The sequence below is a fragment of the Alteromonas sp. G4i35 genome (assembly GCF_054960375.1).
In genome coordinates, this window is record NZ_JBHNZD010000043.1 from 1 (window position 1) to 18477 (window position 18477).

General features: G+C 43.5%; 13 protein-coding genes. 5 read left to right on the forward strand and 8 right to left on the reverse strand.

Annotation, left to right across the window (positions count from 1 at the left end):
* Positions 1-343: 343 nt before the first annotated feature.
* Entirely contained in the window at positions 344-1147 is an 804-nt protein-coding gene (gene pssA / locus ACFI6L_RS19410) for a CDP-diacylglycerol--serine O-phosphatidyltransferase (RefSeq protein ID WP_014950059.1), read from the reverse strand.
* 376 nt (positions 1148-1523) lie between these two features.
* Between pssA and xdp1 (ACFI6L_RS19415) the strand changes: the two genes are divergently transcribed.
* From xdp1 (ACFI6L_RS19415) to prsT, 3 genes are all read left to right on the forward strand, one after another.
* A complete protein-coding gene (gene xdp1 / locus ACFI6L_RS19415; RefSeq protein WP_252118755.1) occupies positions 1524-2459 on the forward strand; it encodes an exosortase-dependent surface protein XDP1 in 936 nt (311 codons plus the stop codon).
* 182 nt (positions 2460-2641) lie between these two features.
* On the forward strand, positions 2642-3508 hold the full coding sequence (gene xdp1 / locus ACFI6L_RS19420; protein WP_014950061.1) for an exosortase-dependent surface protein XDP1: 867 nt from the start codon (positions 2642-2644) through the stop codon (positions 3506-3508).
* Between the two features lie 105 nt (positions 3509-3613).
* A complete protein-coding gene (gene prsT / locus ACFI6L_RS19425) occupies positions 3614-6427 on the forward strand; it encodes an XrtA/PEP-CTERM system TPR-repeat protein PrsT (RefSeq protein ID WP_462556922.1) in 2814 nt (937 codons plus the stop codon).
* 18 nt (positions 6428-6445) lie between these two features.
* Here the strand turns inward: prsT and dld are convergent, their stop codons facing one another.
* Together dld and ACFI6L_RS19435 are read right to left on the reverse strand one after the other, a co-directional pair.
* A complete protein-coding gene (dld, locus tag ACFI6L_RS19430) occupies positions 6446-8149 on the reverse strand; it encodes a D-lactate dehydrogenase (RefSeq protein WP_462556920.1) in 1704 nt (567 codons plus the stop codon).
* 37 nt (positions 8150-8186) lie between these two features.
* Positions 8187-9896: an L-lactate permease gene (locus ACFI6L_RS19435; protein ID WP_462556918.1), complete on the reverse strand. Its 1710-nt coding sequence runs from the start codon at positions 9894-9896 to the stop codon at positions 8187-8189.
* A 160-nt stretch (positions 9897-10056) separates the two neighbouring features.
* On the opposite strand from ACFI6L_RS19435, the gene ACFI6L_RS19440 reads away from it, so the two are divergent.
* On the forward strand, positions 10057-10962 hold the full coding sequence (locus ACFI6L_RS19440) for a LysR family transcriptional regulator (protein WP_014950065.1): 906 nt from the start codon (positions 10057-10059) through the stop codon (positions 10960-10962).
* Positions 10963-11024: 62 nt separating this feature from the next.
* Here the strand turns inward: ACFI6L_RS19440 and ACFI6L_RS19445 are convergent, their stop codons facing one another.
* The 5 genes from ACFI6L_RS19445 to rluD all read right to left on the reverse strand — a co-directional run bounded on the left by ACFI6L_RS19445 (position 11025) and on the right by rluD (position 17465).
* Positions 11025-12152 (reverse strand): DcaP family trimeric outer membrane transporter, encoded by a 1128-nt coding sequence (locus ACFI6L_RS19445; RefSeq protein WP_014976971.1) that lies wholly within the window; start codon positions 12150-12152, stop codon positions 11025-11027.
* A gap of 180 nt (positions 12153-12332) precedes the next feature.
* Entirely contained in the window at positions 12333-12653 is a 321-nt protein-coding gene (locus ACFI6L_RS19450; protein WP_462556915.1) for a hypothetical protein, read from the reverse strand.
* A gap of 230 nt (positions 12654-12883) precedes the next feature.
* On the reverse strand, positions 12884-15460 hold the full coding sequence (gene clpB / locus ACFI6L_RS19455; RefSeq protein ID WP_014950068.1) for an ATP-dependent chaperone ClpB: 2577 nt from the start codon (positions 15458-15460) through the stop codon (positions 12884-12886).
* Between the two features lie 249 nt (positions 15461-15709).
* Positions 15710-16465: a peptidoglycan editing factor PgeF gene (gene pgeF / locus ACFI6L_RS19460; protein WP_462556912.1), complete on the reverse strand. Its 756-nt coding sequence runs from the start codon at positions 16463-16465 to the stop codon at positions 15710-15712.
* A 16-nt stretch (positions 16466-16481) separates the two neighbouring features.
* Positions 16482-17465, reverse strand: coding sequence for a 23S rRNA pseudouridine(1911/1915/1917) synthase RluD (gene rluD / locus ACFI6L_RS19465; protein WP_014950071.1), 984 nt, complete (start codon positions 17463-17465; stop codon positions 16482-16484).
* Positions 17466-17651: 186 nt separating this feature from the next.
* Here rluD and ACFI6L_RS19470 point away from each other — a divergent pair, with 186 nt between their 5' ends.
* A complete protein-coding gene (locus tag ACFI6L_RS19470) occupies positions 17652-18416 on the forward strand; it encodes an outer membrane protein assembly factor BamD (protein WP_014950072.1) in 765 nt (254 codons plus the stop codon).
* Positions 18417-18477: the final 61 nt, after the last annotated feature.

Here is an 18477-nt window from a genome sequence, read left to right on the forward strand (position 1 = left end):
ACTAGCTTTTGCTAGCTGCCTCTCCCGAAGCGGATGCGTATCTTACAGCGCATCTTTTTTTTGTCAACAACTTTTGTTTATTTATTTTTAAACTTGGTTTTTGACATCCTCATCAGTTGTTAGCGTTTTGCTGTTCCCTGTTGAGGAGGCGCGCATTCTACGCATTCCTGTAGCATCGTCAACACCCTTTTTTAAATAAATATAAAAAAAGCGACCGTTCGGTCGCTTTTTAATCTATTAGTACATTAAGCATGCGTTTACGCTTGTATATCCTTATTCTATCAGCTCAAAAAGGCATATCCTCTTTATTATTGAGCGAAGACATCTGATTATTGCCACGTAATCATTCCTGCTTATTGTCTACACTTTCATTGCTTTTCTTTTTATCGGCATTGAAGTCTGCATCTTCTTCATGGTCGCCCACTACATCGTCTAACGTTACTTTCTCAACGGTACGAAACGTATTGATAGGTCCAGCTAACGCATATAGTGCAAAAACAAGGAACAATACTAAAGCGGGTTCTGTTGCCACAACAACGAATATCAGAAGAACTAAAAGAAGGCCTACAAATGGAACCTTACCGTGCCAATTAACTTCTTTGAAAGAATTGTATTTAAAGTTACTCACCATCAGCAAACCTGCCAAGCCAGTTACTGCAGCAACTATTAAACCATAGTCGGTACCAACAGCATCATACTCAACTCCAACCCATACAAGACCAGAGACAACAGCCGCAGCCGCCGGACTTGCGAGACCTTGGAAGAAACGCTTATCGGCAATACCAACTTGCGTATTGAAGCGAGCTAAACGAAGAGCTGCACCCGCTACATATATAAAAGCCGCTAACCAGCCTAACTTGCCCAGCTCAGTTAACCCCCAATTATAAGCAACAAGTGCAGGTGCCATTCCAAATGAAACCATATCTGCCATTGAGTCATACTCAGCACCAAAGTCGCTTTGCGTGTTCGTCATTCTTGCCACACGCCCATCTAAGCCATCAAAAATCATAGCAACAAAGATAGCCACTGCCGCGGCTTCGAACCTGCCGTTCATTGACGAAACCACAGCAAAGAAACCCGAAAACAACCCTGCTGTTGTTAATAAGTTGGGAAGTAAGTATATCCCTTTACGTTTTTGATCAGACATATGTCCTCATACTTCTACATATACAATTGCTCTAATTATTTCATAGATATGCAGGAACGCATAGCAAAGTAAAAAGGCTGCCTCGTTCCTTTACATAACGCCGTTGCAAAACGTTATTAGCTTTGCATTGATTACACGTACTCCTACCACAATGCCGGCGCTTGGCTTCTATTTATTCAGGACCGCGTATGCTCACGATCAAACAAACAACTAATAACTAGGTATACGGTTACATACCTTAAATAGCTCACCGTTCATATATCATACAAGTCCATGTTGAAATTAGGTACTACCAAGTTTGTGTTCGCATAATATGCGCACACATCACTCGGCGTGTACTTGAAGTGCTTTGCGCTTCATATATAGGAAAGCAATTATGCGAACGCTACAAAAAACGTTTTCTTTGCAAACTGTACTATTACTTTCCACAGCTTTGCTATCTACCCTGAGTGCTAATTCAGCATTCGCTACCTACTATAAAAAGCAAAGTTATTCTCACTGTGGGTCATCGAGCCAAAGCAACGAACAAAGCAATGTATGTAACTCTCCGTTGGGAGAATACACCTACGATCTAGTCGATGACAAAGTGACACAAACCAATCAGACGAATAATTCCTTTGTTCAAATAGACGGATTAAATATTAATATGTCCGCCTTTTCGGACACACAAGGAGTCACCGGCGAAACAGTCGTTGGCGCCAAGTTAGAAAAAATCTCAGATAAATGGGCTTACGGCATAACAAACAATGATGAAGCATACTATCGTGGCGACGCTGACCACGCTATTGACAATATCAACTATTACTCTCAAGGTAGCGCGAACGCTTATTATAGTGGTATGACTAACGTAGAACGTGACTATGACTTCGTGTTGTTATCTTTCGACTCTGCGGTGACACTAACGGGCGCAAGTTTTTCATGGCTTTACAGTGGCAGCGACAGCCAAGTATCTGTTGCAGCACTAAGTAATACTTCGAAACTAACCTCAGGTGTTAACACGTGGAGCGATATTGTCGCTAACGCCTTAACTTCAGCCTCATTTGATATTGAAAACTGTGAATATTTAGATCACCGCGCTGACTTTACTTTCACTGAGTCCGCTCAATATTGGTTGGTTGGCGCTTATAACACCGTATTCGGAAATATTGGCGGCCATGTAGGTAATGATGCCTTTAAGCTTGCTAATGTTGGCTTCTCTGTAACAGAGTCTGCCGGTACGCCAACGCCAACAGAAGTTTCTGAACCTGGCACCATTGGCTTACTCATGGCTTGTTCACTTCTCGTGATGTGGCGTCGCAAAAAATCCATTTGAAGAAATTAGACTTTAGATCACTGACAGGTTGGAAAATCTGTCAGTTTTTTTTACCCTCTCTCATATCGTCCCTTTTCAAATTATAACATTAACTTAAAAATCATAAACTTAAACAAACTGGCACGAAATAAGCATAACATTAGAAATAATCATCTAATTTTGCTTTTTGGGTAGTTCAAAATATGAAGTTTTCTACATCGCTGACAATACTATTACTTGCTGTTAGTTCATCAGTTTTCGCTACAGATTCAAGCCTCAACAGTGCAAAGTATGATGCACAATACACACTCGCCAATTCTAATGGCAGCGCTAATTACTCACAAACGACCAATGCGCAAAACAGCAATACCTCAATCGAGATCAACGGCGTTACAGTTGATGTAGGAATCACTGCTTGGTCAAACTCTGCAGGACACGCCGACGACAAACTTGCCCAGGGCAATATTCAAGGTTGGTGGAACTGTACGCTTGGTCATAATGGTTGTACTTTAGCAAATAGACACGTTGGCTACGGAATTAAAAATAGTGATTATTCTTGGGGAGGTGATAGTCACGCAGTTGATAATAGCGGTGACGGCGGTGGCAGAGATTTTGATATGTTCTTACTGTCATTTAGCGAGTCAGTGACTCTTGAAAATGCAGCCTTCACTTGGGTAGTCGGCGACAATGATAGTAAAGAAGTTACTGTTGCGGGTCTTAATAGTATTGCGGCATTTGAGAGCGGAGCCAACTCAACTTGGAACACTGTTACAAGCGCTATTGTTGAGAATACACTAGGTCACTATGGCGTAGGTTCAAAAGGCTCAAACGGTTTGTACGAATCAACATTTACGAAGCTAACTGGTAGTGCAAAATACTGGTTAATAGGTGCATACAATACCATTTTCGACGATAACGCTAAGAGTAACTTTAACAGCGTACAATTAAAACTGTCTTCCATTGGTGTGTCAATGACTCAACCAACCGCAGAAGTTAGTGAGCCTGGCGCCCTAGCACTGATGGGGTTGGGTTTAGGTCTTGTTCTTTATAGACGTAAGCGCCGCGTTTAATTGTTTAAAAACGCATAGAAAACACGTATCTTTAGAAGGTGGCTTAGGCCACCTTTTTTTATGCTATTTTTAAGCCAGCGGCTAGGCTAAGTTTCGAAGGTATATATGGATTTTTTTAATAATAAAAAGCGTGTTGTACAACGCGCTATTGTCTCTGCAGTTGCCTCATCATTAATCGCTTTTAACAGTTTTGCTTCTACGTCAGAAGACTACGAAAAAGCACTGACCGCGTTTAATCAAAACGAATACGACGAAGCCTATATCCACCTTAAAAACAGCTTACAAAAAGATCCTGAAAACCTTGCTGCAAAAATCCTAATGGGCGAAATACTGCTTATTAATGGCTACTTAACTGCAGCAGAAATGGAGTTTGTAGAAGCGTTGGAAATGGGTGCAGATATCAACCTTCTGGCAGAGCCTCTCGGCAACACTTGGTTGTTTTTGAACAGGTACCAAGAAATTGTAGACTTCTCTGATCTAAACAAACTGTCAGGTGATGCAGAGCGCGAGTGGCTGATGATACGTGCAACTGCATGTATTAGACTGCAAGACGAGTCGTGTGCTCTACGTGATTACAATACAATCGTTTCACGCACGCCTAATTTTGTACCTGCAATAAATGGCTTAGCCTCCATTGCTCTTCAAAATGAAGATTTATCCAAAGCGACCTCGCTTATCAATAAAGCCATGTCGTTAGAACCAAAAAATGCAATAACATGGCGATTGAAGGGGCAACTTGCATACCGACAGGGTGATACAGACGCTGCAACCGCACATTTACAGAAAGCGCTGACTTTTAATCGAGACGATCCCATTGCATTACGGAATCTTGTTGATTTGTATTTAGAAGCGAAAGACTACGACACGGCAAAACTGTTCGTAGATGAGATAATCCAAGATACACCCAATGATCCGCTCGCCATTTTACTTAATAGCTGGTTACAAAGCAGAGACAACCAGCAAGCTATCGATAACGAAAAACTAAAAGAACTTAACGACTTCATGGCTCAACTGGATCCTGAGCTTATTACCTCACAGCCCATGTTGCTTTACATAAGTGGTTTAACTAACTTCTTTAATAACAACATGGAGACAGCCGCGAAAGATTTTAACGCTTATCTGCAACAAGAGCCTGATGACTTACAGGCGGTATTGATGTTGAGCCAAGTTTACATGGCGACTCAACAAGATAAGCAGGCCCTTGCCCTGCTTGAACGTCATCAGGATGCGTTAATGGAAGACCCAGACTCAGCACTGCTTTTAGGTGACTTATTTATTCGCCAAAACAAAGCGTTTAAAGCCGAGCGACTTTTGCAAAATCTTGAATATAAATACCCGAATGAAAACAAGCTCCAGCTATTTAAGATTAAATTAATGGCTGCTAGAGGTAAGCAAGATGAAGCGCTATCGATTCTTGAAAATAACTTATCTACCTACAAGGATAATGCCGGCTTTCTTTTCACTTATTCATTGATGAATTTACAAGCTCAGCAGTTTAAGAATGCATTAAAAGGCGCTGACTTACTAAGCGCTTTGTTTCCAAACGAAGCAGAAGTTTTCAATCTTAAAGCCGGTATATTGATTAGACAGGGTCGATTAGAAGAAGCCAAGATCAACATAGAAAAAGCGCTAGCGCAAAACCCGACGCTTTTCCCTGCGAAATTCAATTTAGCAGCCACGGAAAGCCGTTTAGGAAATGTCGATAAATCTAACCTGCTAGTAGAAGAGTTACTTGCTCTGTCTCCCCAACATAATGAAACGCTGATGCTGAAAGCGTTCAATTTAAGCAAAGCAGGAAATCTAGAAGAAGCTAAGCAAATTTATCTCGATATATTGACGCTCACGCCTTCAAATACTGGAGCGAGAGAGCGCGTTTCATCTTTGTATCAACAACAAGGCGACACAAAAAATGCGCTCTATCACTTAGACCTCTTAATCAAAGACGAGTTCGACAACGCCGATTATCTCCTTCGAAAAGCAGCGCTTCAGTTAGAAGCAGGTCAACGTGCCGATGCAGAAAAAACGCTAAGTATTGTGAGGAATTTTATCAATGACGATGCCGGCAAGCTTATCGCATATGCTGATCAAGCTCGAAGAGTTGATAATGATGAAAACGCCTTAGACGCCATGGCCCGAGCGTATGAATTAGCGAATACAAGTACGTTTGTCACGTTGCGTTATGTGAGCCTACTGCTCGACATGCAAAACAACGACAAAGCACAATCATTGCTAACAACCATTCCCGCAAACCAACAACAAAATCCGGTTTATTATTTCTTGAAAGGCCGACTGGCAGCAAATAAGGGAAGCAGTGAACAAGCTATCAAAGAGTTTGAAAAAGCGTTAGACGTAGACGCTACTTTTGCACAGGCTTTTGTTGCCATTTACAACTACGCACTGAACGATCAGTTTGTCGATGTATTCTTGAATACGGCAAGAAAACTGGTGAGCGAGAATGAAAACAATCTGCTGGCAAAAAACCTGTTGGCGCAATACTTATTCTTCATTCAAGAGTTCGATGAGTCGATAGCGCTTTACAAGGAACTTGTTGAGCAACCAAACTTACTCAACCCTGCTGAGGCTTACAATCGCCTAGCGATCATGCATATCGAGGAATCGCTAGTCACTGCAAAAAACTATGCACGTCAGGCCTACGAGCGTCAACCAAACTCAGCAAAAATATTGGATACCTACGGTCACATCAAAGCGCTACAAGGAGACTATGAAGGCAGCCTTAAAATGCTGAGGGATGCGTTCGCCAGAGACGCCAACGACCCAAATATTCGCTATCATCTGGGCTACACGCTAGCCAAGCTCAATAGAATTGAAGAGGCGAAAAAAGAGTTAGAATATGCAGTAAAAGTGGAACGCCCTTTCTTTAAGCGTCCTCAAGCAAGAACGCTATTAGAGAGCCTATAAGGCTCTCTTCGCATGCAGCTATAGGCAGCACGAACAATTGCGTTTGTGCTTTTCCATTTTGCCAATACCAGGGTTAAACGTATTGGTTGGATCTAAGTCTTTGTAAAATTTCTGCAAGTTACTTTCGGCTTCATACAAATGACCTACATTGTGTTCAGCAGGATACTTAGCCCCACGACTGTCTAATAGTGCCAACATATCTGCTTTTACTTTTTTGGCGTCGCTGCCTTTTTTAAGTATGTAATCTTGATGAAAGACATGGCAGAAAAAATGTCCATAATAAAGTGACTTTTCAACGTGTTTGGCGATGTGCTCAGGCAGGTTCTCTACCCATAAATCATCGTTGCGGCGCAATGCGATGTCCAATGCTAAGATGTCTCCTACTTGCTTATGGTGTAACGTTTGATAGCGAACCGCGGCGCCAGCTGCAGCAAAACGTAATAAAAACGCCTTAGACGCTTCTTCTTCATTACAAGTAATGAAGTCACCATCTAGCTTCTCTTCGTTAAACAGCTTGGCCAAAAGTGTTTTAACCTCTTCGATGCCACCATCGCTCATTTTAAGGATTAGATGATGCTCGTACTTGTCGCGGTAAGTTCTTATACTCGAGGGTATTTGGTCAGAAAAGAACTTACTACCGAACTGCATCAATCTATCGCTTAGGTAAGGAGGAAGCAGAGGTAACTTGTTGAGCACGGCATCCACCCGCCCTTTGAGTGCAAACATTTTAGGTAGCGAGTCAGTTCCCAAACGCTGAATACTTATGATGGTATCTTTTCCGTAAACATCTGCAATATCGAACATTTCTCTATGAAGATATTCACCCACCTCAGGAACGTTTTTACATTGAGTCAGTATGTCTCTGCGAATACGAGTAAGTACAGAGGCATCATTCGTACCGATATAAAACGTTTGTTCTTTATTAGGCACTTCGAATGTGTCTAAGCGCACCGCGAAAACAGCAATTTTACCTGCGCATCCACTGGCTTCGTAAAGCCGTGTTGGATCGGCATTAAAGCGGCTCGGCGTATCAGCATTTACGTCTCTAACGATGTATTCATAATCACTTGCCGACGCTTTCATACTGGTTTCAGGTAGAGATTTTGGAAAGTTGCCAGAAGAAAGGTTTCCGATAATTTCTTCTGGCGTGTCGCCTAAATCTATCCCTAGGTGATTAACAAGCTTTAGCTCTCCGTTTGTATCCACCTGAGCGAACAGCGATAACTCAGTATAGGCAGGTCCCCTTTTGACAAGTGCCCCACCTGAGTTGTTTGCAACACCACCGACAATAGACGCACCTAGACACGACGAACCAATTACAGAGTGAGGCGCACGCCCGAGTGGCTTTAGCGCCTTTTCAAGTTTGAACAGTGTTGCTCCTGGAAAGCTCAATACTTGCGTTCCGTCGTTAACCAGAACAATATCGTCCATTGCTAACGTATTTATAACCACCACTGGTCTATCGTAGTCGCTTCCACTTGGCGTTGAGCCTTCGGTCAAGCCGGTTTTCGCGGCCTGCATAATAATGATGCAGTTATATTCAACGCAAACCTTTAGCACTTCCCAATATTGCATTAGCGTATGTGGAAAAAGTACAGCCAATGCTTCGCCCTCGCCTGACCGCCATCCCTTGCGATAGTGCTCAGTTTGGCGCGTTCCTACGGCAAGGTTGCTTTCCCCGAGTACGCGTTTAAAAGCGTCAATAATTGGGGTTGTTTGCATGTATAACTCCTTAGAACAGTGCAATGCGTATTAAAAATTAGTTTGTGCCGACTAATGGACCGCCGACGTCAAACACATAAACCCCAAACCATACTAAAATACCTGCAAATGCAACGTAATATATAGTTGGGATAATAGTCTTTCTTAAAGTAGCTCCCTCTTGTCCCATTAATCCTACCGTTGCCGACGCAGCTACAACATTGTGTATTGCAATCATATTTCCGGCAGCCGCCCCAACGGCTTGCGCTGCGATAATTAGTGCAGGTGACAATTGAAGGCTTAGTGCTGCTTCGAACTGAAACTGGCTGAACATCATATTTGATACTGTATTCGAGCCTGCGATAAATGCGCCTAATGCACCAATAGTAGGGCTAATTAATGGGAAAGCTTCGCCAAACATATTGGCGAACAATTGCGCGCCAGCTATCGGCATACTGACGATGTCGGCGCCATTCACACCTGAATTTATAAAAAGCCTAACCATAGGAATTGTGAACATCAATACAAAACCAGCACTTAGCAACGTTTTGCTGGAATCATTGAAAGCCTTAAACAACACTTCTCCCTTGGATACCTTTTTACTTTGAATGATTACTGCAACCAATGCACCTATTAACAACAACCCACCAGGAAGATATAGCGGACTGATTGATGCACTTACACCCGTTTCACCCAGTATGTTGTCAAATGAGAGTGTCAGCGACGTAGTAAATTCTTTTATTGTTGGAAACACTCTGGATATAACGAGCAAAAGTGCAACAACTAAATAAGGGACCCAAGCCGTAACCCAATGCATGGCCTTTTGTGACGTTATGTCGTCTGCTTTTATTTCCAAATTACCCAGCCAACCTTTGTCCCATGACGCTTTCGGCGGGAAATCCCATGTTGTTTTAGGCATCAAGAAACCATTTTTAGCTGCAGTAACAACCACTGCCAAGCTCACCAATCCTCCAATCAACGAAGGAAATTCAGGGCCTAATACAATGCCGGTAAATACGTAAGGAATGGTAAAGCTGACGCCTGCGAATAAGGCGAAAGGTAGAATTTGTAACCCTTCGCGCCAAGACTTGTTGGAGCCAAAAAAGCGAGTGAGCATTACAGCCATTAAGACTGGCATAAATGAGCCAATAATTCCGTGGATAATTGCCACTTCAGAGGTGATTAGTTGAATAAACTGCTCCCATTGCCAGCCTTGAGCCTGCAAAGTCTGACTGATCGCTTGGCCGTCTAAGCCTTTGTTTACACCAATGACAATAGGCGTTCCCACCGCGCCGAAAGAGACGGGTGTGCTTTGGATCATCATACCAATAAGTACGGCAGCCAATGCTGGAAAACCGATGGCAACAAGCAAAGGAGCCGCTATAGCGGCCGGCGTGCCAAAACCAGAAGCACCTTCAATAAAAGTTCCGAAGCACCAAGCAATGATTATTGCCTGGACTCTTCTATCAGGTGAAATGTTGGTGAAACCCTGGCGGATAACATCAATTGCTCCAGTATATTTCAATGTGTTGAGCAGAAAAATTGCACCAAATACAATCCACAAAACAGATACTGTAATCACTAAGCCTTGTAGAATTGAAGCGCCCACCCGTACTGCCGACATATCCCATGCTAAAAGTGCCATAAGTGCTGTACTTGCTAATACAACTGGCATTGCTCTTTTCGCAGACCACTGTAAACCCAATAGCAGCACTGCTGAAAGCGTTATAGGTAGCAATGCTAATAATCCAAGGGTTATCTCATTCATGAGTTTTCCTCTTATTATAATTAGTTAATTATTCGAGTTTCTAACGTTAGAAAATCGATGTTAATGCAGGGTTAAAATTTAGGTATGCGACTGTACTAATTTCTCACGTGTTGATATATATGCATTAAAGACAAAGTTTATTTCCATTTTTGGACTAATAGTGGCAAAAGCAGACGATATTATCCTTTTTGTGAACGTAGTTGATGAAGGCTCTTTTTCAAAGGTCGCTCAAAAACTCAACCTAACTAATTCTGTAGTAAGTAAGCGTATCGCACGATTAGAGTCAGATTTGAACGTTCAATTGCTTTACCGCTCTACACGAAAGCTCAATTTAACTGATGCAGGAAGAACACTGTACAATAAGGCGAGAATCGCCAATTTAGCCATTCAAGACGCAGAAGATGCCGTCAGTGGTTACAGTGATGAAGTGCGTGGAAAAATCCGAATTACTATGCCCAATGTATCGGCTAAACTGGTCTTAAATCGCGCAATTGCCGAGTTTTGCAATTTACACGAAGAGGTGGATGTAGAGCTTGCAATTACCAATCGCGTTACCAATATCATTGAAGAAGGTTACGATCTCGCCATTCGTACAGCACATCTTGAGGACTCCTCTCTTATTGCTAAACGCCTTATAGATTCAAAATGGATAGTATGCGCAAGCCCCACATATCTTAAAAACAAAAGCCGCCCAAATCATCCTGACGACTTAACTGAACATAATTGTTTAATTTACAAGTACGATAGCACTGGCCCAGACTTCTGGCCGTTTCATATTGAAGGAGAGCTTCATAACGTTCAAATTGGCGGGCGAATACAGTCAAATAACTTGGATGCGTTAAGGCAAGCCGCTATTGCAGGTGTGGGTGTAGCATTTCTTCCCAAGGCATTAGTGCATGAAGATATCGAAGATGGGGCGCTTTCGCCTCTACTTGCCGAGTACGTAACTAAGACTATGGGTATTTATGCCGTTTATCCTCGTTCGCGTCAGCCTGACAAAAAGCTAAAGCTACTGGTCAACTACCTTCAAGAGGCGTTTGGCAATAGAAGCGCCTATTTTTATTGATAAACATTGAAGTAATCTCCGTTTACATCATAAACATGGCGCTAAACATAATTGAAGCGATCTTAAAACGCGAACTTAGCTGACGCTTGGATGTAATTGGAGTCAATGCTGTCTATGTTGTCATCATTGATAGAATAAGCACCAAACTCTAGGCCGACATCAAGACGCGGCGCTACCGTATCAATTACATTCACCGCCCAGTGCGAACGTTTGCGCCCCAAAATATCTGTTTTAGCTGCTCCATAAAATACAGTGCTGCGGAGGGTTTCAGTCCAAAAATGGCGATACGCTACGGTATAAGCCAGCGTACTTTCCGTTTCCAATGTTTGAGTTGCAGGATCCTCAACAACATCAGCAGTCATGCCGGCCGCAGCATACCGACCGGGCTTACCCGCGGTTAATTGAAAACGTAGATCATCTTTTGCAAAAAGTGGTATTTTGCCTGCGATATTTACTGCTGCTGTAACTTCTTCAACCCCTCCTTGATCGACAAGTCGTATTACAGAGCCGAAAGCATATTGCCCATATTGACTATCTAAATTGTATCGTACAACAAAGTCGGGCGTAGACTCATCAGGGTCAGCGGCTACACCTGTAAGCCCTACGGCATTGGCAGGTGCGTCGGTATCACCATCCCCAATGGTCTCTGGGCTTTCGATGGCAAATTGCCAGTTTCCAGAGGTGTATCTAACCTGAACTTGCCTTGCAAACACTTCTCCTACATGAGGACCACCAAAATCTAACGACTCAGGAATAACGTGAAGCGGCATAAAGGTGCTCCAGTTTTGCCCCGCACTCCAGTTCTTATAGGTGATGAAGAAGTGACGTAATCTCAAGTTAGTAGAGTTACTTACCGCTTCGTTACCGCCTCCGCCATACATATCGACTTCTATAAAAGTACTCACCTCCCCTATAGAAACGCCCATATTTAAGCGTGACTCTCCTACATTGAAACCTGTGTGTGATGTCTCTATTGCTTCCCCGCCAGGAAAATTACCAATCCAATAATCCTGATAAGCAATATCCCCTTCAACATGCCTGACATCTACTTTGGCATAACCTCCAACACTAACCTTAACGTGTTCGTTACCGACCTTCCCGTTGAACAACTCTATGCCGTGAGAAGGGTTAAGAATTAGCGCTAATGCACAAGCAGATAAGCGTAGGGTGTATTTATTGTTTGTTTTCATTATTCGTCCTAATAGCTGAAACTATTTAACATGTCGTTAACGGGCGGATAATGTATTCGTTCGTGCTCAGAGGATAAACCGAGTTTAGAATATTAACTTTTTCCTAAATTCGCATAATCAGAGGTTTACTTTTTGAATGTTAATTGTGTAAAGAGATGAAGAATATTGAGCATAAATCGCTCAATAGAAAAATAATAAAAGGCTACTTGTTGCTAACACGAGAAGTGAAAGTAATGATATTGATTGAAGTGCCTTACCCCAACTTTGCGAAAACCAACTTAAACACAAAGACAGAGAAAACACAGTAAGTGCAGACATAATAGTATCTGCAGGCGAGAATGTCGCTTGATTTACACTCAATGCAAATACGGCAAAACCAGTACCTATGGCACCGACTGCGCTCACAATCATGCATAATATGAAATGCGCACAAAGCTTAGCTATATCTCGGGGCATTGAGCGCGCAGAAACTACCGCTTCGTTTGAATTATATAACTGCATCGCAACCTCTTAACCCTCTCAACAATAAGTTAATGATAATCGTTATCATTATTAAATCAAGAAAATTAATTAGCTGTATTAGGAAAATTCATAAACAAGAAAGCGTAATCTGTCGCTCTTCGACCAGTGGCTTTTTAGTAAATCGTTTTTTGTTATGAAGCTGCCGATTAATGGTCTTTCGCGGAATCTACTGGCAATAAAAAAGGCACTGTCTCCAGTGCCTTTTGGTTTTAATTGCTGACAACGAAAAGTCCGCTGTCATCTGCATCAATACGAATGGTTGATTCCGGTATTAATTCGCCAGCAAGTAATTGATGCGCGAGTGGATTTTCCACCTGCACTTGTATCGCTCGCTTAAGCGGACGTGCGCCAAACACTGGATCGAAACCCGCGTCCGCCAGTTTATCCATAGCCGCAGCAGATAGAGTAAGCTTATATCCTTTTTCTGCGAGCCTAGCGCGAAGCGAGGCAAGCTGAATTTTAGCAATAGATTTTATTTGCTCCTTCCCTAATGGATGGAATACCACAATATCATCGACGCGGTTGATGAACTCCGGTCTGAAGTGTTGCCCTACAACACTCATTACCGACGCTTTCATATCGTCATACTGACTTTCGTTGTGCTTATCTTGAATGATATCTGAGCCTAAGTTGGACGTCATGATCACAACGGTATTTTTAAAATCTACAGTACGTCCTTGTCCGTCAGTCAACCGGCCGTCATCTAGTACTTGAAGCAGAATATTGAATACATCTGGATGTGCCTTTTCAACCTCGTCCAACAAAATGACCGAGTATGGCTTGCGACGCACCGCTTCGGTTAAGTAGCCACCTTCCTCGTAGCCAACATAGCCAGGAGGTGCACCCACTAAGCGTGCTACCGAGTGTTTTTCCATAAATTCTGACATATCGATACGCACCATGGCATCTTCAGTATCGAACATAAAGCCTGCCAAGGCTTTGCAGAGCTCAGTTTTGCCCACGCCAGTTGGCCCTAAAAATAAGAATGAGCCAATAGGTCGATTTGGATCCGCAAGCCCAGCACGTGAACGGCGAATTGCGTTTGAAACCGCTTCAACCGCTTCTTCTTGTCCAACAACCCGTTTGTGAAGTACGTCTTCCATACGCAACAACTTCTCACGCTCGCCCTCAAGCATTCGCGCTACAGGTATACCCGTCCATCGCGAAAGCACATCTGCAATTTCAACGTCCGTCACTTTATTTTTAAGTAACGTCGTCTCGCGAGTTTCGTTTTCAGCCGCTTGCTCTAACTTTGCTTCAAGCTCTGGAATACGGCCGTACTGAAGTTCCGACATACGATTCAAATCAGATGCACGTCGCGCTATCTCCAAGTCAAGTTTAGCCTGCTCAAGCTCCCCTTTAATGGTTTGAGTGCCCTGCATGGCGTCTTTCTCATCCAGCCACACTTTCTCAAGCTCTGCGTACTTGGTTTCCGCTTGCTCACGCTCTAGCTCAATCATCTCAAGTCGCTTATGACTCGCATCATCTGTTTCTTTGGCCAGAGCTTGCTCTTCCAATTTTAGCTGGATGATACGACGCTCCAGACGATCCATCTCTTCGGGCTTGGAGTCTATTTGCAATCGAATGCTAGACGCAGCCTCGTCTATAAGATCAATGGCTTTGTCTGGCAATTGGCGGTCGCTAATATAACGATGCGACAAACTTGCCGCTGCAACGATAGCGGGATCAGTAATATCTACCGAGTGATGGAGCTCATAGCGCTCTTTTAAGCCACGCAGAATAGCAATAGTGTCTTCAACGCTTGGTTCTTCAACTAATACCTTTTGGAAACGACGTTCAAGTGCTGCGTCTTTTTCAATGTACTGACGATATTCATCCAGTGTTGTAGCACCAACGCAGTGAAGTTCACCACGGGCTAACGCAGGTTTAAGCATATTACCTGCATCCATCGCTCCATCGCCCTTCCCTGCACCTACCATGGTGTGCAGTTCGTCAACGAATAAGATCACGCGGCCTTCTTCTTTAGCCAGCTCATTAAGCACTGCTTTAAGGCGTTCTTCAAACTCACCGCGATATTTAGCTCCCGCCACTAACGCGCCCATATCAAGGGCAAGAACACGCTTGTTCTTTAAACCCTCAGGCACTTCGCCATTAATGATGCGCTGAGCCAACCCTTCAACAATAGCCGTTTTACCCACACCCGGCTCACCAATGAGTACTGGGTTGTTTTTGGTTCGACGCTGCAGTACTTGAACAGTTCGGCGAATCTCATCGTCTCGACCAATGACCGGGTCGAGCTTGCCTTGTTCTGCTCGCTCGGTTAAATCTGTCGTGTATTTTTCAAGCGCCTGACGTACATCTTCAGCATTAGGATCCGTGACCTTCTGGCCACCACGCATGTCGTCTATTGCGCTTTCAATAGCTTCTTTAGTGATATTCAGGCTTTTGAGGATTTCCCCCAAGCGCCCTTTATCTTGTAGCGCCGCTAGAACAAAGATTTCTGAAGTGATGTATTCGTCTTTTCGCTGCTGCGCTATCTTGTCACAAAGATTTAGCAAAATGCCGCTGTCTTTACTTAATTGAACATCTCCCCCAATGCCTTCAATACGAGGTAGGCGCTCAATAGCTTGGCTCAGTGCTGAGCGTAGCGCATTTACATTGATGTTTGCTTGGTCAAGCAAAGGGCGAACTGACCCGCCTTGCTGATTTAGCATGGCAGTCATTAAATGGACAGGTTCAATGTATTGATGATCTCGCCCCAATGCGAGTGATTGAGCATCGGATATTGCGAGCTGAAATTTACTGGTAAATCTATCTAGTCTCATAATTTCAACCTAATTAATGAACAACTATACCTGCGGTAACACGCCGCAATTACGAACATTTTAACTCTCGCTGAGTGGGTAATGATCTATGCGGAATGGTATTCTTTATGTTCTAGTTATGTAGGCTGCTCAATTGCGATTCAAGTATGAGATTAAAAAGTTAGCCAAAAAGATAACAAATAATGTATGAAGTTTGATCTAGCGCAACTGTGTGATCAGACTAAAACTGCCGCCTTTTTTCGAAACAATTTAAAGCAGGCCTATTACGCTAACTATACGCCCAGTCGTGCGCTTGTTTTGATGCGTAGCTCTTCGATGGGAGTAAAAACGCTGTTCGTCAGTGTAAGTACACAAGTTACTTTGTGTAATACTCTCAACGCCAGCTTGCTGCAATTGCACCTGTGCCACTAGAGGTAGATCTAATAAGTACTTCCCTCTATTAGAGCCATTGGCAATGGCACCGTCTATATGGCGAAACTTACTCGCCAACTGTGCATCAACTTCGTAGCAGGGCCCGCTGATTGCAGGACCAACCCAAGCGATGAGTTTTTTTGCGTCGCTGCCAAAGTGTGAAACTGCACTTCCGATAATGTTAGTATCGAGACCTTTCCAACCAGCATGTACTGCCGCCACTTCTTGACCGCTTTCATCACACAATAAAATGGGCACGCAGTCTGCGGTCATTACCGCACAAAAATGCGATGTTGAAGAAGAATACGACGCATCAGCGGTGGTATCTGCGCTCGGCAATGACACCACGCGGTTGCTGTGCACTTGCTCCAACCATGTGATCTTTTCACTATGTGGAATTAGGCTTCTATTGGCTTTCACTAGTAGGAGGTCGTCCCCCACGTGGGCGCCAACGTTCAAACCTGCAAAATCACCTATGCTTGTACCTCCCATTCTTGTCGTTGTGTATGCAACAACATTTGCGGGACATGACCACGCTGGCGTAATCAAATCCAGCGTGGATGAAATAGGTGAATTCGCAGCTGACAATGTCATAAGTTCGCCTTACTCATTAAAGCATATCTTGTGGATTGTCCGCGGTGTCCTTTTTCACGGCTTTAAGCAAGTCCTGCATATCTTGAGGTAGGGGAGCTTTCCACGTCATCCACTCTTCAGTTTCAGGGTGAAACAGCGAGAGCTGTGCGGCGTGCAACGCCTGACGTTGGAATCCGCGAAGCGCAGCGATAAATTCTTCTGACGCCCCTTTAGGAAGACGAGGACGCCCGCCATAAACTTGGTCGCCAAGCAAAGGATGCTTAATGTGGGCCATGTGTACGCGGATTTGGTGCGTACGGCCAGTTTCAAGCTTCAAACGCAGGTGCGTGTATGCGCGAAATTTTTCGATAACACGAAAATGAGTGACCGCTGGCTTGCCCATTTCACGTACTGCCATATGCGTACGTTTTGTTGCGTGTCTACCAATAGGCGCATCTACAATACCACCAGCGACCATCGTACCTAAGGCAACGGCTTCATATTCACGACTCATTTCTCGACGTTGAAGTTGGTCAACAAGATGTGTTTGAGCAGGAATTGTTTTTGCTACTACCATTAACCCCGTCGTGTCTTTGTCAAGGCGATGGACAATACCCGCACGTGGAACTTTGTCTATCTCTGGACAATGATTTAACAAGGCATTTAGAACGGTACCGCTTGGGTTTCCTGCACCTGGATGCACAACCAAATCTGCAGGTTTGTTTATGACTAGGATGTGTTCATCTTCATAAACAATGTTTAACGCGATGTCTTGCGCTTCGCTCGTTACTTGTACATCCATTTCGGCCTGTACAGTAACAAGTTCATCCATTTGCATTTTGTGGCGAGGCACGGTGATTACTTCACCGTTTACAGCAACATTCCCATCTTGGATCCAAGTTTTTAGCTTAGAACGAGAATATTCAGGGAACAAATCAGCCAAAACCTGATCTAACCGTAAACCAAAATGCGCAGCTTCCGTTGAAGCTTCTAATTGTATTGTGTTCGGCGACTGTGTCATAACACCATTGATTACGTCTAAAAAAGGGTATTATAACAAGTATTCACGCTGTACACTGCCTTGTTTACGTTTTTGTATGGTTTTTCTCATCGTTAGTACGTTAGAATGCAATTAAAGTGTTGTTGTTTAACACATGAGCTTAGACAGCGAAGTATTAAAACTGTTTAGCAGGAAAATAGAATTATTATGAAATCATTTCGTCTACTGGCCCCCGTTTTATTGGGTGCTATGGTATCTGTCGCAGGATGTAGCTCTTCAGATAATGAAGAAAAAGCCGTATTAGCTAACATGGGTGCGCAGCAACTGTACGACAGAGCAAAGCAGAGCATGGAAGTAGGTAACTTCAGCGCTGCAGCACAAACGTTAAGCGCGCTAGATTCGCGCTACCCGTTCGGTCCCCTATCCCACCAGGTACAGCTAGACCTTATTTATAGCTATTATAAGTCAGGTAAAAACGAAGAAACGCTTGCCACTATCGACAGATTTATTCGTCTGAATCCAAACCATTCAGATGTTGATTACGCGTATTACATGCGTGGATTAACTAACATGGAATCAGATAGCAACCTTTTCCAAGAGTTAATGAATATTGACCGTACGGATAGAGACCCGTCGAAGTCTCGTGCTGCGTTTGAAGATTTCCGCAGACTGATTCAACAATATCCAGATAGCAAATATGCCGCAGATGCGAAACAGCGCATGGTTCATATTAAAGACCGCTTGGCTCGCTATGAAATCGCTATTGCACGTTTCTACATGAGACGCCAGGCTTATGTCGCTGCAGCAAACCGTGGTCGCTATGTTATAGAGCACTTCCCGAATACCACTCAAGTGCAACAAGCACTCGAAATTATGGTTTCAAGTTATGAGCAGCTTGGCCTAGATGAATTGCGTAACAATGCGATGAAGACACTAAAGCTTAACTACCCTGACAGCGAATTTATTAGCTAGATTTGGCTATTCTGTTTTGCTAGAGCTTTATGCAACCAATAAAAAAACGCACATTTGTGCG

What these genes read in the sequence shown, in the direction of transcription:
- pssA (WP_014950059.1), bottom strand. Translation starts at nt 1,147, where the DNA reads ATGTCTGATCAAAAACGTAAAGGGATATACTTACTTCCCAACTTATTA.
- xdp1 (WP_252118755.1), top strand. Translation starts at nt 1,524, where the DNA reads ATGCGAACGCTACAAAAAACGTTTTCTTTGCAAACTGTACTATTACTT.
- xdp1 (WP_014950061.1), top strand. Translation starts at nt 2,642, where the DNA reads ATGAAGTTTTCTACATCGCTGACAATACTATTACTTGCTGTTAGTTCA.
- prsT (WP_462556922.1), top strand. Translation starts at nt 3,614, where the DNA reads ATGGATTTTTTTAATAATAAAAAGCGTGTTGTACAACGCGCTATTGTC.
- dld (WP_462556920.1), bottom strand. Translation starts at nt 8,149, where the DNA reads ATGCAAACAACCCCAATTATTGACGCTTTTAAACGCGTACTCGGGGAA.
- ACFI6L_RS19435 (WP_462556918.1), bottom strand. Translation starts at nt 9,896, where the DNA reads ATGAATGAGATAACCCTTGGATTATTAGCATTGCTACCTATAACGCTT.
- ACFI6L_RS19445 (WP_014976971.1), bottom strand. Translation starts at nt 12,152, where the DNA reads ATGAAAACAAACAATAAATACACCCTACGCTTATCTGCTTGTGCATTA.
- ACFI6L_RS19450 (WP_462556915.1), bottom strand. Translation starts at nt 12,653, where the DNA reads ATGCAGTTATATAATTCAAACGAAGCGGTAGTTTCTGCGCGCTCAATG.
- clpB (WP_014950068.1), bottom strand. Translation starts at nt 15,460, where the DNA reads ATGAGACTAGATAGATTTACCAGTAAATTTCAGCTCGCAATATCCGAT.
- pgeF (WP_462556912.1), bottom strand. Translation starts at nt 16,465, where the DNA reads ATGACATTGTCAGCTGCGAATTCACCTATTTCATCCACGCTGGATTTG.
- rluD (WP_014950071.1), bottom strand. Translation starts at nt 17,465, where the DNA reads ATGACACAGTCGCCGAACACAATACAATTAGAAGCTTCAACGGAAGCT.
- ACFI6L_RS19470 (WP_014950072.1), top strand. Translation starts at nt 17,652, where the DNA reads ATGAAATCATTTCGTCTACTGGCCCCCGTTTTATTGGGTGCTATGGTA.